The organism is Helicobacter sp. MIT 05-5293 (assembly GCF_000765665.2).
In the GTDB taxonomy this organism is placed as follows: domain Bacteria; phylum Campylobacterota; class Campylobacteria; order Campylobacterales; family Helicobacteraceae; genus Helicobacter_C.
Genome location: NZ_JROZ02000001.1, coordinates 161,158 through 176,263, shown reverse-complemented (window position 1 = coordinate 176,263; position 15,106 = coordinate 161,158). Strand labels below are relative to the sequence as shown.

Sequence of the window (15,106 nt, the reverse complement as noted above, 5' to 3'; positions counted from 1 at the left end):
CTCCAAATTAAGGCATTTTAGACAGATTTGTGATGATGCTATAAAGACTCTTTTTGACAAGACCACTCTTTTGTTCATAAGTTACCTCAACTTTTTCACCCAATCCAAGGTACTTCTTACCGCTTAACTTCATTGTGTTTGAAGCATTTTGAGTAATTGTCTGACTTGGATTTTTGAGGGTAAAATGCACTTCACTTTTTAAAAGAGCCGTGTCCTTAGAGCTAATCATACTTGTATCTTCTTTGGTTTCTTGCACTTGCAACCCATACTCAATATCCAATACATAGCCGACTTTTGGATTACTAAGCTTAGATTCTACGATAAAACAATTCGTATTTTTAATCGTCTTGCCAAGCAAGCTTCTGAAATCCTCCTTGCTCATCACATTACTATCAGTCGTGCTAATTTTACCTATTGCAATGGTATATTTAGGTTGATTACAAACTTGTGTATCTTGTGTAACGATTTCAGGCTCATTGCCACCACACCCTGCAAATAATAATACCGCTACGCCTAACCCAGCAATTTTATAGAATCTCATCTTTTTCTCCTTTTTATGTCATAGAATCTCGCGTAAGCTATGAAACATTCTACCTTAAAAATTTAAATTGCTTATCTGTTTTTGCTTGTAAAAATGGTAAATGTTATTTGACAAATAATAAAAAGGTATAGGGAGGGGGGGGGATAAATAAAAAGCGCGTATAGTTTTTATACACGCTTAAAAAATTATGGCATTACAGGGTGTGTGCCATCTCGTAAATCTGAAGTAATATTGTCTCTGAAGCTCTTTCCGGGCTCACTCCACACGATACAACCATCAGTTGGGCAAGCACTTGCACAAGCAGGTTGCTCATTGTGTCCGACACATTCTACACATTTATCAGGATACACATAATAAGTGCCTTCACCTGTTGGATTGCTGTCATCATCAACAATCGCACTTACAGGACACTCATCAATACAAGAACCACAAGCAATACAAATATCTGTGATTTTTACAGCCATCTCTTACTCCCTTATTTGTTGTTTGATTTTTGGGCTAAACCCATTTGTGAGTATAATGCAGGTTATCTTAAAAAGACCATAAATATAAGAATAAACAGATTCTTATTTACTATAAGAATCTGTTCTAATAGGCTTAAGACAAGCATTTGAAACAATCAAATTAAACTTTAACGCACTGCTCCATTGCCTTTGATTTGATACTTATAACTGCGCAAAGATTCTATACCCATAGGTCCTCGTGCATGAATCTTGGAAGTCGAGATGCCTATTTCTGCACCAAAACCAAACTCTCCGCCATCACTAAAACGCGTTGAAGCATTCACATACACACAGGCTGCATCAACCTCATCTAAGAATCTCTGCGCGACTTCTTCATTTTGCGTAATAATCGCTTCGGAATGCTGTGAGCCAAAGGTAGCAATATGGCTAATTGCCTCATCAAAACCGCTTACAATCTTGATATTAAGCGTATTCGTGCCATATTCTCTTTCATAATCTGCCAATCCATCATCGACTTCTTCATCTTCATCTTGCTTACCCCACTTTTGGAGTGTTGCTTCATCTTCAAACATTAAACGCGTATGGTGTTTGCGCAATGTCTTTAAAAGTGTGGGCAAAAAGCTCTCAATCAAGTCAAAATCAAGCAATAAAGTCTCACACGCATTACAAGCAGCAGGGTAGCTTGTCTTTGCATTAATTGCAATTGCAAGAGCTTGAGACAAATCCGCCTCTTTATGGACATACAAATGACACACACCTTTATCGTGTTTGATCACAGGGATAGTCGCATTATGCTTGACAAATGCTATCAATCCCTCTCCACCACGTGGAATCAACAAATCCACATAAGAATCCATTTTGACAAATTCTAAAATCCCTTCACGCGAAGTATCCTCAATCATACTCACACACGCTAAAGGCAAATGATGCAGCTCTAAGGCTTCTTTCAAAGCAATTAAAATTGCATGGTTAGAATGATACGCTTCTTTGCCACCTTTAAGCACACAAACATTGCCACTTTTAAAGCACAAGGCAGAGACATCACTCGTTACATTTGGGCGAGATTCATAAATCACGCCAATTACGCCGATAGGCACACTGATTTTGCGAATCTCTAATCCTGCTTTTGTTGTCCATAAAGCCAAAGTCTGATGTATCGGGTCATCTAAAGTCGTAATATCATTTATAGAATCTGCCATTGCGTTAATTTTATGGGCATTCAATTCAAGCCTTTTGAGCATTGAAGGACTAAGATTCTGTTCCTTAGCAAGAGCCAAATCCGTTGCATTAGCTTGTAATATCGCCTCTTGATGTTTTTTAAGCTGCTCTGCCATTGTCTTTAACACAAGATTGCGTTTTTGATGAGAAGTGTTTGCGAGAATCCGCGCACTTTCTTTTGCCGCTATCAGTGTTTCTAAAAGCGGTGTAAGTTGCTGTTGATTTGATTTTTGATCGCTCATTTTTTCCTCCACAATACAGAATCTACCTTGTCATACGGCATCACTTTCTTCGCGTGATTTTGCAAGAGCTTCTACTTCTTGAATAAACACATCAAGAATCTCATCTTCTTTAAGTTTGCATAGAATCTTGCCTTCTTTGATAATCAAGCCGTCTTTATGCCCGAAAGCAATTGCAATATCAGCGTGCTTTGCCTCACCTAAAGCATTTACTGCACAGCCCATAACACTCACTTGTAAAGGTGTTTTAATATGCTTAATGCGTGATTCTACTTCCTTGACCATTTGCACTAAATTTGCCTCAATCCTCCCACAAGTCGGGCAAGAGACAATACTCACACCACTTTTTTGTCTCCCACTATATTGCAAAATCATCTTGGCGACTTTGATTTCTTCTTCAAGCTCACCAGTAATCGACACACGCATCGTATCACCAATACCTTCCATCAACAATCCACCTAACGCCATTGAGCTTTTTACCATTGAATGCGGGAGCGTGCCGGCTTCAGTTACACCCAAATGAAAGGGATATTCTACTAAAGGGCGCAACATACGATAAGCTTCCATTGTGCGAATCACATCACTTGCTTTGAGTGAAACTTTGATGTTAGTAAATCCAAAATCTTCTAAAAGCTTAATATTATACAAGGCAGATTCTACCATTCCCTTAGGCGTTGGACCATACTTTTCCTCAAAAGGCTTTTCCAAACTCCCGCCATTCACACCGATTCTAATGGGAATCCCCCGCGCATTACACGCATCGGCTACGGCTTTGATCCTATCTTTTGAGCCGATATTACCCGGATTAATGCGTATGCAATCCACACTTTCAGCAGCAATCAGCGCAAACTTATAACGAAAATGAATATCTGCCACGATAGGCAAAGGTGAAAGAGCTTTTAATTCTTTCAGCGCATCAGCATCTTTGGGGCTACTCACCGCGACACGCACGATATTTGCTCCTGCAAGATAAAGCCTATCAATCTGTTCTTTTGTCGCCTGAACATCACAAGTCTTACTAAAAGTCATACTTTGCACGCTGATAGGAGCATCTCCCCCTATAGCGACATTGCCTACAAAAATTTGTTTCGTTTTAAATCGTTTCACTTTGATTCTAATCCTTTAATAAAGTGTTGGTTATTTTACCACTATTGGGTAAAATTCCCTTAATAAATTTAGCAATATTAAAGGGTCTTGATGCACGAATATTCCATTGTCGCCTCATTGATTGAAATGTGTGAGGATTATGCCTTAGAACATCATGCCGACAATATTGCCACGATTCGTATTGCTATCGGAGAAAGAAGTGGTGTTGATCAAATGCTTATTAAAAACTCTTTTGAAACTTTCAAGCTTGATTCTCAAGTCTGCCGCAATGCAAATCTCGAAATTGAAACACAAAAGGTTATCTTGGAATGCCAAACTTGTCATCACAGATTCGATGCTAAGGATCTGACATACAGCACTTGCCCTAAATGCCATAGTCAGCAAACAATCATCACTCAAGGTAAAGAATTACATCTCATGGCATTAGAGCTTGATGTGCCGAGTTAAAGCCTAAAGAATCACAAGGAGAAAAAATGTCGCCAAAACACCAGAACGAAGACAAATCCACTGCCGACAAAATCGATCAACGAGTTTTTGAAAAACTCCTCAAATATAATCCTCAAAGTCAGAATCTATGGGATATTGTAGGAATATTTGAAGATGAGCGTAAAAAATTACGCATTGATGTCGCACAATATCATGAAGATATAAAAACCTGTAAAACCACACTTAAAGAGCTTCGAGAGCAAGTCGCCAAAGAACAAAACCTCCTTAAAGATATTAAAGCACAAATTGCAGATATTCCAAAAGATCAAATCAAGCCTAAAAACCCATTATCAAATGAAGACACCGATAAACTTTGTGCGAAAATCGACACCCTACAAGCAAAAATCACAGATTTAGAACTCGAAAATACAAAGCTTTGCGTGGAATTACGCGATTTGAGAAGTGAAGCTCAACTCCAAGCAAATCTGACATTTTTAGAATCTAGCCAATCTCACAAGGAATAAAAATGAATGCCCAACAACCCCACACTCCCACAAAAACCAAAAAAATCTTTGTGAGTGCTTGTGAGCCAAGCTCAAATCTTCACCTTAAAGCACTCTCCAAGCATCTTGACACGCACCTTGAAATCTGTGGGATTTTTGACAAAGATTCTTTACAAGGGCTGAATGCCTCCCCTTCTTATACACTCAAAGATTTTGCTGTCATGGGGTTTTTTGATGTGATTAAAAAGATTTTCTTCTTCAAAAAAGCATTACGAGAAATGACGCAACTCGCCCAAACTTGCGATGTAATCCTACTGATGGATAGCTCTAGCTTTAATATTCCTCTTGCTAAAGGTGTCAAAAAAGCACAAAGCAAAGTGCCGATAATTTACTATATCCTCCCTCAAGTATGGGCGTGGAAAGCATGGAGAGCCAAAAGCATTCAAGCTGCATGTGATAGGCTGTGTGCTATTTTGCCTTTTGAGCTAATGATGTATCCCGAAGCTACACAAACACAGAAAATCACTTATGTCGGACACCCTTTGCTTGATGAGATTCCCACACTCAAAAATGAAATAATCCCGCGTCAAAAAGGTCCTATTGCCTTTATGCCCGGCAGTCGTAAAATCGAAATCAAAAAAATCTTCCCTATCTTTTTGGAAGTCGCCAAACAGCTTGATATGCCTAAGATTCTGGTGATTCCCGAGCATTTTAGGAGTTTGGATTCTCAATCACTAAAAGCAATCTATGGTGAAGGTTTGGAACATTTTGAGATAAGCTTTGATGCAAACGCTACACTTTTACAATCTAGTTTTGCATTTGTTTGTTCAGGCACAGCAACACTTCAAGCGACATTGATTGGCACACCTTTAGTATTAGGCTATAAAGCGCGTAGCATTGAGCTTAACATCGCAAAAATATTTGTCAAGCTCCAATGTATTGGTCTTGCTAATATCTTTTATAATGCCCTGCATTCAGGCTCACCTCGAGCTGGTGCGCATCGGATTCACACGGAGTTGATACAAGAAGACTTGACTGCGGAAAACTTACTCAAAGCTTACGAACAATGCGATGAACAAATATTTCTTAATAAGGCGCAAGAGATTCGCTCTTATCTTGGCAATGGTAGTGCAAAGAATGTCGCACAAATTATCGAATCCTATTTGCAAGAAACAAGATAAAGAGATCATATTGCCCTTATCACACGCATTGCATTAAGTAAAGCTAAAATTGCCACACCGACATCTCCAAAGACTGCAAGCCACATATTAGCAATGCCCGCAGCTCCCAAGACAATGAGCACCGCCTTGCTTCCTATGGCAAATGCAATGTTTTGCCAAGTAATGTATCGCGTGTTTTTAGCGATTTTAACCGCATGGCTTAAAGCCGTGAGCGAAGGTGCAGTCAAAATAATATCCGCACTTTCCTTGCTTACATCATTGCCCTTTTCTTGCGCAGCAATACTAATCCCTACATCTGCCAAAGACAATACTACTGCATCATTAATACCATCACCGACAAATGCTGTTTTAGAATCTCCGTATTCTTTCATCAACATTTGTAATTTTTCTGCTTTTTGTGCAGGAAGTAGCCTACCATAAGCTTGAGAAATACCTAATTCCTGTGCGACTGCATTAACATTAGCCTGTGTATCACCGCTTAAAATCGCAAAATGTTCAATCCCTTGCGCTTTGAGCTTAGCAATGGCAGATTTGCTGTCCTCTTTAATCTTATCAGAAATCACAATATATCCCGCATAAACACCATTTTTTGCGATATACACAATGCTACCAGATTGATTTTGACAACCTTCAAATACTATACCCTCATCGTTGAGCAATGCCTCATTCCCTAACAGAATCTTATCTTCCCCACAAAATGCTACGATACCCTTTCCACTTACTTCCCGATAATCTTTCACATGACACTGATGCAAGGTAAGAGATTGCGCCGCTTCTTTGATACAAGTCGCAATAGGGTGATTAGACATTGTTTCCCCACACACCGCTAATTGTAGCAAATCCTCCTGCATAAAACCCTTTTGAGGCACAATCTCACACACTTCAAATACACCTTGTGTAAGCGTTCCTGTCTTATCAAAAACAATATTTTTCACCATAGAGAGTGTTTCAAGATAGGTTGAGCCTTTAAACAAAATGCCTTTCATACTTGAAGCTCCAATCGCCCCAAAATACCCTAATGGCACAGAGATAATCAACGCACAAGGACAACTTACCATCATCACAACCAATCCACGATAAATCCACTCATTCCAATCTCCTACAAACAAAGGCGGGATTACTCCTACGCACAAAGAAAGAACAAAGATGATTGGTGTATAAACACGCGCAAATGATGTGATAACTTTTTGTGTTTTAGCCTTATTAGCACTTGCATCTTGCACTAACTCCTGAATCTTGGCAATATGGGAATTTTCAAAAACCGATGTAACCTCCACTTCAAGCAAGGCAAAAGTATTAATCGAGCCTGCGAGAATCATATCGCCCACATCTACACCCACAGGCACACTTTCTCCATTGATAGCACGCATATCAAGATAACTTTTACCATAAATGATTTTTCCATCTGTGGGCACTTTTTCGCCGACCTTAACCAGAATCACATCACCTAATGCTAATTCACTCGGGCTTACATCACGGACATCATCGGCTTTATTTGTAGAGTGAATCTTCAAATGAGCCACTTCAGGTATCGCTTCAAGCAAAGAATGTATCGATTTTTTAGAGTGTTGCACCACGATAGATTCTAAAAGCTCTCCCAAACGAAAAAAAAGCATCACTGCTACCGCTTCACTCACCTCTCCGATGCAAATTGCTGCGAAAGTCGCAAAAGACATTAAAAAATGCTCATCAAAAATAATTTTATGCTTGAAATTAGCTATCATTGCTTTAAATACAGGAAAACCAGCAATCACATACACCACACCCAAAATTATATAAGCACAATAAACAGAATCTAAAGGTAAAATATCCTTATAAGCTTCTAAAACTAACCCTTGCAAGAAAAACATACCCACACAAAACCCTGCGAACAATCCCAGCAGCATCAATATTTCAGACCTATTAGTATGAGAGGTATGCGCAGGATAGCTCGTATGCAAACGCACTTTTGGTTCAATTTCTTGAATCTTTCGTTTCACCGCATCAATATCGTGAGTATCAATCTGAAGCGTATTGGTATTAAAATCTACCTTTGCACTCAAAACATTTGGCATCGCATCAAGCACATTTTCAATCTTTTGGGCGCAAGAGGGACAATCAAGATTCTCTAAAATAAATTTTTGCATTTATATTCCTTCAATCAAATAACAATGCCCGCATCATAACATAAAATAAATAATACATATAGGGGGTATATGTATTTATCGAACATAAAGCATAATCGTAACATTTAAAAGAATCTAAATGTTACATTGAACCTCAATCTGTGCTATAATCGCGCATTGATTTTTTTGACGAAGGAATAATGTGGCAATCTCTAGGACTTCCAAACAAAGCACAAAAAAGACAGAAACTAAAAAGTCAAAAACATCACTTAAAGAAAGTATCACCAAAAGAATCAAAAAGCACAAGAAAGCCCAAACACCATTAGATTCTGAAACCTTAGAATCTCACCAAACAACACACGAATCATCACTTGAAACTGCACCAGCCACAAATGAAGATCGATGGACAAAAACATTTATCGGATTAGGGGTTGCGATTTTATTAGGCATCATCGCTGCCTTTTTGGCAAAATTCTACCTTCAAGCTTCTTTTAAAGTTTCCGCTCTGCTTGGCATCATTATTTTACTCGTAACACTATGGACAAATAAAGCCCTGCCTTTGGGTGTTGTCTCGCTCCTGCCCATTATCCTTTTTCCTAGTTTTGGGATTTTAGACACCAAAAGTGCTGCTGAAAACTACGCTCACCCAATCATCTTCCTTTTCTTAGGAGGCTTTATGCTTGCTACGGCAACTGAAAAAATCGGTTTGCATCGCGTGATAGCAAAAAAATTTTTGGGTATTTTCCCCAAAACACCTAAAGGTGTGATTCAAGCATTAGGATTTGCCTCTGTTGTGCTTGGCACAGCCTTATCAAACTCTACCGTGGCGATTTTATTACTGCCTATCGCACTTTCAATCACAGAAGATTATTTTCTCAAATTACGATTTCTCCTTGCTGTAGCTTTCGGGGCAAGTATCAGCGGTATTACCACACCTATCGGTAGCCCTCCCAATTTGATTTTCTTGGGCTTTTTAGAGAATCTTGGTATTGAAGGGATTAGCTTTACCACATGGATTTTTATGATGGCTCCCTTAACGATTTTGATGCTTTACACAATGGTATGGCTTCTTTCTTTTAACACCAAGGATCATGCGTTGGAAGTCAATATGTTTGATGATGTGCAAGTGAGCTTTGCTCATAAACGCCTATTGTGTCTGATTATCGCTTTGCTTGTGTTGCTTTTTATCAATTCGCCCATTAAGCCCTTTTATAATGGCTTAGGACTTAATGAAAACATCATCTTACTTGCTTTTGGGCTATTAATGTTTGTGCCTAAGATAGGATTCTTAGATTGGGACGATTCTAAATCCATTCCCTACGAGCTTATCTTTTTATTTGGAGCAGGTTTTTGCATCGCCACTGCATTTTCACAATCCGAACTCGGAGGAGCATTTGAAGGTTTCTTTGCTCAATTCTCTGGACTTCCTTTTATTATCTTTTTGTTTTTGGCTTGTGTGAGTGCAATCATCGCGACAGGATTCTTAAGCACAACTGCTTTGATTGCGATTTTATTGCCTATTGTTTATACCGCAACACAATCATTCCTTGTCGGCAAAGAACCGACAATCACTATGCTTGCGATTACAATTTGTGCAAGTTTTTCCTTTATGATACCTATCAGCACACCTCCTAATGCTATCGTTTTTGCTAAAGGCAATATCAAAGCATGGGATATGGTGCGATTTGGTTTTGTGTTAAGTGTGGTGGGGATTATTGCTGTTACACTTTTTGCCTATATTTATTGGCGATGGTTTTTGAGTAGTTAAAAATTTAAAGATTCTCAAAATTTCTTGCAAATAAACTACGCATTTTCGCAACTAACTCATTCTCGAAAAATGCTCTATCGCCTTAGCAAGGTCATTTAATGTCTTATCCTCATCGCCATGCTTAATACCATCACGCACACAATGATTAATATGCCCCTCTAAAATGATTTGCCCTACTTTATGAATAGCACTCTTAGCGGCATTGACTTGTATCAATATATCAGGGCAAGGCACACCTTCATTGATCATTTTGTCAATCCCATTGAGCTGCCCAATAATCTTTGAGATACGCTTGTGAAGTGAAGAAGCATCTTTGCGTGTTTCCATAAAATCTCCTTATTGTTTGATAAATTATATTCTCCGATAGCTCAATGCTTCAAGAATATGGCTTTTTGTGATGCACTCTTCTTGGGCAAGGTCAGCGATAGTGCGTGCAACTTTTTTTATCTTATTTTTTGCACGATAAGATAACCCAAAACGCTCAATAGCTTGCTCAAGAAGCGTTTGTGATGGGGTATCAAGCACACAAAATTCCTCAATCCCTTTTTCATCAAGTTTGCCATTAAAAATTTTTTGTCCTCGATTTTTTTGATACTTAAAAGCAGCAAAAACTTGCTCCTGCATACTTTGAGAATCCATACAAGATGGTAAAGATGAAGTATTTGGCTTTTCTTCACTCATTTGGACAAACATATCAATACGATCCCAAAAGGGTTCAGAAAGCCTTGAACGATAAGCAGCAATTTCTCTATCTTGGCAGCGACATTCTTTTGTCTTACTTAAAAGATTTCCGCATGGACAGGGATTCTGTGCGCCCACAAACATAAAAGATGTATCATATTCTATCTTTGAATGCACACGCGAAATACTCAATTTATTATTCTCTAAAGGTTCTCGCAAAGATTCTAAAATATCCCTTTTAAAATGAGGTAATTCATCAAAAAACAAAATACCATTATGCGCTAAAGCAACTTCACCCGGCTTAACTTCGTATTGAGTAGCTGAACCTAAAATACTTGACTTACTAGCACTTTGATGAGGATTGCGAAAAGGACGCAAAGGCGTGTAAGCTGTGCTTTGTTTATTGAGAGCTTGATGCTTGACATTTTCAATCATTTCTTGAAGAGAACTCGGGGGCAAAATATAAATCAAACGCTTGGCAATCATACTTTTTCCACAACCGGGAGAACCCTCCATAATGAAATTATGAAAACCACTTGCCGCAATTAAAGCAGCGCGTTTAGCGATAGGCTGATGATACACATCTTTAAAATCAAGTTCAAAATGCGACTGATAAAAATAAGATTCTCCAAGAATCTCTATTTTTTCAAATCCCAATGTCCCCTCTTGCGATTCTGGCAATAAATCCGGTGTATTACAAATCTCGATAGCTTGCGTCAGTGTTTGCACAAAATAGAATCTAAGATTAGGAATCATACACAACAAATCTTTCGCATCTTGAGGCACTATCACTTTAGCATCAGGATACAACAAAGCAACATCAAGTAATAAAGGATAAATAGAATCGAGATATTTCACACTCCCATCTAATCCTAACTCACCAAAAGCAAACCAATCTTCTGCATTATCAGTGTTTTTTTGTAACGCAAGCGCAATAGGCAAGTCAAAATGCCCACCATTTTTAGGCAAATCAGAAGGAGAAAGATTGACATTAATCTTCCGTGCAGGAAGTATAAAATGATTATTCACAAGAGCACTTTGGACACGTTGTTTGGATTCTTGGATAGAGTGATGGGCTAAACCGGTAATATTAAAATTAGGCAATCCTCTTGTAAAAGTCGCCTCTACCTCAACGATTTTAGCAGAAGTGCCAAAGCTAGTCGCGCATAAAATTTTATTAACCATCGTTATTGAGATTGTTCTTTTTGGATTCTCTTAAGTTCTTTTTCAAACTTTTTACGTCTCAAAATGGGGAGCTTATCCACAAAAAGTATACCATTAAGATGATCAATTTCGTGTTGAATAGCAACAGCTAAGAATCCTTGTGCCTGCAGAACTTTCTCATTCCCATAACGATCATTGTAAGCAATCGTTACTTCATCAAAACGTTTGATACTCTCATAAAAATTAGGGACAGACAGACAACCCTCGTCCCATTCAATTTCGCCCTCTTGCTTCAAAAAGACAGGATTGATGATTTCTAACATATCCTCTTTGTATTGCTCATTATCTTCACGAGGAATATTGATGACTAAAACTTGCAAGGGGTTTCCTACTTGAATCGCTGCCAATCCTACACCATTAGAATCCATCATTGTTTCATACATATCATCAAGAAAAGTATGAAGTGTCTCATCAAAAACCTCTACGGGCTTTGATTTTTGACGCAATCTTGCATCAGGATATTTCAAAATTGTCAAGGTCGCCAAAACCATCTCCAGACAACATACTATCAAGATTATCTTCTTCTTGCGCTGCAAGATTTGAATCTTCTTTGTCTGCAAATTTCAGACTCTTGTTTTCTTGTAAAGCAGATTCTAGCATTGTTTTTGCCTCTTGTAGCATTGTTTCAGGCGTCTTATTCACATCAAAAACAATCCCTCCCATAACAATGCTTAAGGACAATTCTAAATCACCTATATAAATAGTTGTCGCCTTGCATTTTTTAATCACATTTTCACAAAGCTCCACAGCAGCGTCTTTTTGAACATTTTTGAGCAATATTCCAAATTTTCCAGCCCCCAAATAAGATACTAAATCTTTTTTTCCTACATTTTTAGACACAATTTTAGAGATATTTTTAAAAACCGTAACCAATTTTGCCTTATCAGTAAGAGCTGCACCTAGTTCTTTAGAAGGTGTAAAAACTACCACTGCACAATGTCGAGGAAAATCTTTGCCATTCTCACATTCTGATTCTAAACCTTGAAAAAAGAAAGTTTGATTGTAGATGCCCAAAGTCGTATCATATATCGCATCTTGTTTAGTGCTCGAAGATTTTGCATACATATCACGATAAGAACGAGAAATCACATCTGCTTGTGAAACAAACTGCTTATGAAATCCTCTGACTTCATTTAATAAAACCTTAATAGCATTTTGCGCACCTAGAGGATTATTGATTTTAGCAATATCACTAAGTCGTTTGTTAATATTTGTTTCCATTGCAGACATTGTCTTGCAAAGTGTCAATAAATGCTCCAAAACCTGCTTAAGCAAGACAAAATTATCGTTAAATATTTTCTCTAATTCAAAAATCCTATCATCATGATTTGTGCTTTCCACGATTGCTCTGATTTTTTCTTTCACATTTTCATCTTGTTCTTGAGAAAGAGTTTTTTCAAAATATGCTTCAAAATTTTCAGGTAAAGGCAAAATAGCGTCTTTTTCCAAATCCTGCATCACTTGTTTCGAAATTGAATTAAGCTTTTCAGTCGTATCTGTTTTGGGGGCAGGTGCAGCTGTTTCTTGTTTCTTAGAAGCTTTTTTTCTTTCTCCTTCTAATCCAACTTCTTCAAGATTACCAAAAAAATCGTTATTCCCAAGGTCTAAGTCTAATTCATTTAAGTCCATTTACAACCCCTTTATGCGTTATTTTAAACTCCTAGTGAGAATCTCATCAACTAACCCATACTCCTTCGCCTCAATACCACTCATAAAAAAGTCTCTTTCAGTATCTTGCGCGACTTTTTCTACATTTTGCCCAGTATTTTGTGCCATTATTTCATTGAGAATCTTTTTTAGTCTCAAGATTTCTTTAGCCTGAATCTCAATATCAGTAGCTTGTCCTTGTGCTCCGCCCAAAGGCTGATGAATCATAATGCGAGAATTAGGCAATGAATATCGCTTACCCTTTGTGCCCGAACTCAACAAGAACGCTCCTGCAGAAGCTGCTTGTCCAATACATATCGTGCTAATATCACAACGAATGTAATTCATCGTATCGTAAATACTAAAGGCACTCGTGATAACACCACCGGGAGAATTGATATAAAAACTAATGTCTTTTTCAGGATCTTCTGCTTCTAAAAACAATAATTGAGCAACGATAGACGAAGCGACATGATCGTTAATCTCACCACTTAAGAGAATGATTCTATCTTTTAAAAGTCGAGAATAAATATCATAGCTTCGTTCTCCACGCCCAGTGCGCTCAATCACATAGGGAATATAACTACTCATTACGAATCCTTTGAATCTTGACTGGTTTGAGATGAAGATTTTTTATTTTGCTCATCATTTTTTTGATTTAATAAAAAATTCAACACCCTATCCTCAATCATCGTCATTTTGATTGCAGGCACAAGATTATTTTTTTGGTAATACTCGAGTGTCGCTTTTGGGTCTTGTCCCATCATCATCGCTTCATAATAAATCGTTTGCAATACTTCATTATCTTGAATGACGATATTGTATTTCTTAGCCAAAGCGTCCATAATAAAAGTAATTTGCACACTTTTAGAAGCTTCTTCTCGATGAGATTCTCTTTCTTGTTTGGCTTTATCTTGATCGTTTTTAATATCCTCTAATGCTTGAGGTTCAAGTCGAGAAAGCGCATTGCGGAATAAAATGTCCATTTCTTGCTCAACAATAATGTCTGGCAAATCAAAAGCAATATTTTTTAGCAACGCATCAACCAACTTTTCCTTTAATTCTTTATTATAAAGCTCCATTTTTTGCTCTTCTTCGAGCTGTCCTTTAATCATTTCTTTCAGATTCTCAAGATTAGATTCTGCTCCGGCAATGCTTTGAGCAAACGCATCATCAATTTTTACTTTGTCTTTTTGCAGAATCTTATGTAATTTTACCTCAAAAGTCGCATCTTTACCTGCTAAATGTACCGCTTGATAATCTTTAGGGAAAGGCACTTGGATACTACGCTCTTCGCCTTTTTTCATACCAATAAGTGCATCTTCAAAACCCGGAATAAATTGATTAGACCCGATTGTGAGATTGAAGTTTTCTCCTTTTCCTCCCTCAAACTTTTCCCCATCGACAAATCCTTGAAAATCAATCTGTGCAGTATCGCCCTTTTGTAATGCGCGATCTTCGCTCACCTCACTTAAAGGTGCGCGATTTTGAGCTATCTCTTCTAAACGCTCATTGATTTGAAATTCACTGATAGTCTTGAGATTCACATCAGGGACATATTTTTCTACATTATCAAGTTTGATCTCTGGAGCAATGCTGATTTTAATTTCTAAATCAATCTTATCATTGCTTTTATCAAACTTTGAAATAATGGGATTTCCTACAAGTGCGTTAGGAGCGACATTTAACTCCTTAAGCGCCCTATCAAGCATATCTTGAATCGCTTCTTGTTGTGCATCTTGCTCAATTTGCTCTTTGTAACGAGACTTGATTACTTGTGCAGGGACTTTGCCTCTTCTGAATCCGTCAATTTTAACGCGTTTAGCAATGTCTTTGATAATCTTATCAAACTTTGCTTCAAGCGTAGAAAATGTAATATTGCCCTCAATTGTGGCATTAGCATTGTTTGTGCGCGTAGTCTTAAAAGTCATAGGTTTCCTTAATAAATAACAAAGTATAATGCGTATTCTAAACAAAAGAATCTTAAAGATAGGTTTTACAG

15 protein-coding genes are annotated in these 15,106 nt (G+C 37.8%); 4 read left to right on the top strand and 11 right to left on the bottom strand.

Going from position 1 to position 15,106, the window contains the following annotated elements; all coding sequences use genetic code 11:
* Positions 1-7: 7 nt before the first annotated feature.
* The 4 genes from LS68_RS00895 to ispG form a co-directional block, all read right to left on the bottom strand.
* The gene (locus LS68_RS00895; RefSeq protein ID WP_034370021.1) at positions 8-541 is read right to left on the bottom strand and encodes a hypothetical protein; all 534 of its coding nucleotides are present in this window, start codon (positions 539-541) and stop codon (positions 8-10) included.
* A 185-nt stretch (positions 542-726) separates the two neighbouring features.
* A complete protein-coding gene (locus LS68_RS00890) occupies positions 727-1,005 on the bottom strand; it encodes a 4Fe-4S dicluster domain-containing protein (RefSeq protein ID WP_034370019.1) in 279 nt (92 codons plus the stop codon).
* 167 nt (positions 1,006-1,172) lie between these two features.
* Entirely contained in the window at positions 1,173-2,465 is a 1,293-nt protein-coding gene (locus LS68_RS00885) for a glutamate-5-semialdehyde dehydrogenase (RefSeq protein WP_081950889.1), read from the bottom strand.
* A gap of 30 nt (positions 2,466-2,495) precedes the next feature.
* Positions 2,496-3,575 (bottom strand): flavodoxin-dependent (E)-4-hydroxy-3-methylbut-2-enyl-diphosphate synthase, encoded by a 1,080-nt coding sequence (ispG, locus tag LS68_RS00880; RefSeq protein ID WP_199741471.1) that lies wholly within the window; start codon positions 3,573-3,575, stop codon positions 2,496-2,498.
* An 84-nt stretch (positions 3,576-3,659) separates the two neighbouring features.
* Here ispG and hypA point away from each other — a divergent pair, with 84 nt between their 5' ends.
* Genes hypA through lpxB form a run of 3 tightly spaced genes read left to right on the top strand, consistent with a single transcriptional unit; the run spans position 3,660 to position 5,679 of the window.
* Positions 3,660-4,016 (top strand): hydrogenase/urease nickel incorporation protein HypA, encoded by a 357-nt coding sequence (gene hypA, locus LS68_RS00875; protein ID WP_034370016.1) that lies wholly within the window; start codon positions 3,660-3,662, stop codon positions 4,014-4,016.
* Positions 4,017-4,042: 26 nt separating this feature from the next.
* Positions 4,043-4,519 carry a hypothetical protein gene (locus LS68_RS00870; protein ID WP_034370014.1) on the top strand — a complete coding sequence of 159 codons (477 nt, stop codon included), beginning with the start codon at positions 4,043-4,045 and terminating at the stop codon, positions 4,517-4,519.
* Between the two features lie 2 nt (positions 4,520-4,521).
* On the top strand, positions 4,522-5,679 hold the full coding sequence (gene lpxB, locus LS68_RS00865) for a lipid-A-disaccharide synthase (RefSeq protein WP_052100195.1): 1,158 nt from the start codon (positions 4,522-4,524) through the stop codon (positions 5,677-5,679).
* Between the two features lie 5 nt (positions 5,680-5,684).
* Here lpxB and LS68_RS00860 read toward each other — a convergent pair whose 3' ends face one another.
* Positions 5,685-7,805: a heavy metal translocating P-type ATPase gene (locus LS68_RS00860; RefSeq protein WP_138090741.1), complete on the bottom strand. Its 2,121-nt coding sequence runs from the start codon at positions 7,803-7,805 to the stop codon at positions 5,685-5,687.
* Positions 7,806-7,986: 181 nt separating this feature from the next.
* On the opposite strand from LS68_RS00860, the gene LS68_RS00855 reads away from it, so the two are divergent.
* Complete coding sequence (locus tag LS68_RS00855) at positions 7,987-9,552, top strand: SLC13 family permease (RefSeq protein ID WP_241993635.1); 1,566 nt, start codon at positions 7,987-7,989, stop codon at positions 9,550-9,552.
* 51 nt (positions 9,553-9,603) lie between these two features.
* Here LS68_RS00855 and LS68_RS00850 read toward each other — a convergent pair whose 3' ends face one another.
* From LS68_RS00850 to tig, 6 genes are read right to left on the bottom strand one after another with little or no spacing between them, the layout of a single operon-like run.
* A complete protein-coding gene (locus LS68_RS00850) occupies positions 9,604-9,879 on the bottom strand; it encodes a metal-sensing transcriptional repressor (RefSeq protein WP_034370495.1) in 276 nt (91 codons plus the stop codon).
* A 24-nt stretch (positions 9,880-9,903) separates the two neighbouring features.
* Positions 9,904-11,418 (bottom strand): YifB family Mg chelatase-like AAA ATPase, encoded by a 1,515-nt coding sequence (locus tag LS68_RS00845; RefSeq protein ID WP_034370497.1) that lies wholly within the window; start codon positions 11,416-11,418, stop codon positions 9,904-9,906.
* A gap of 2 nt (positions 11,419-11,420) precedes the next feature.
* The gene (gene def / locus LS68_RS00840; RefSeq protein WP_081950900.1) at positions 11,421-11,942 is read right to left on the bottom strand and encodes a peptide deformylase; all 522 of its coding nucleotides are present in this window, start codon (positions 11,940-11,942) and stop codon (positions 11,421-11,423) included.
* A complete protein-coding gene (locus LS68_RS00835; protein ID WP_034370503.1) occupies positions 11,911-13,086 on the bottom strand; it encodes a diguanylate cyclase in 1,176 nt (391 codons plus the stop codon). Before LS68_RS00835 ends, def begins: the two co-directional genes overlap by 32 nt.
* An 18-nt stretch (positions 13,087-13,104) precedes the next feature.
* Positions 13,105-13,695, bottom strand: coding sequence for an ATP-dependent Clp endopeptidase proteolytic subunit ClpP (gene clpP, locus LS68_RS00830; RefSeq protein WP_034370506.1), 591 nt, complete (start codon positions 13,693-13,695; stop codon positions 13,105-13,107).
* The gene (tig, locus tag LS68_RS00825; protein ID WP_034370508.1) at positions 13,695-15,035 is read right to left on the bottom strand and encodes a trigger factor; all 1,341 of its coding nucleotides are present in this window, start codon (positions 15,033-15,035) and stop codon (positions 13,695-13,697) included. Before tig ends, clpP begins: the two co-directional genes overlap by 1 nt.
* Between the last annotated feature and the right edge of the window lie 71 nt (positions 15,036-15,106).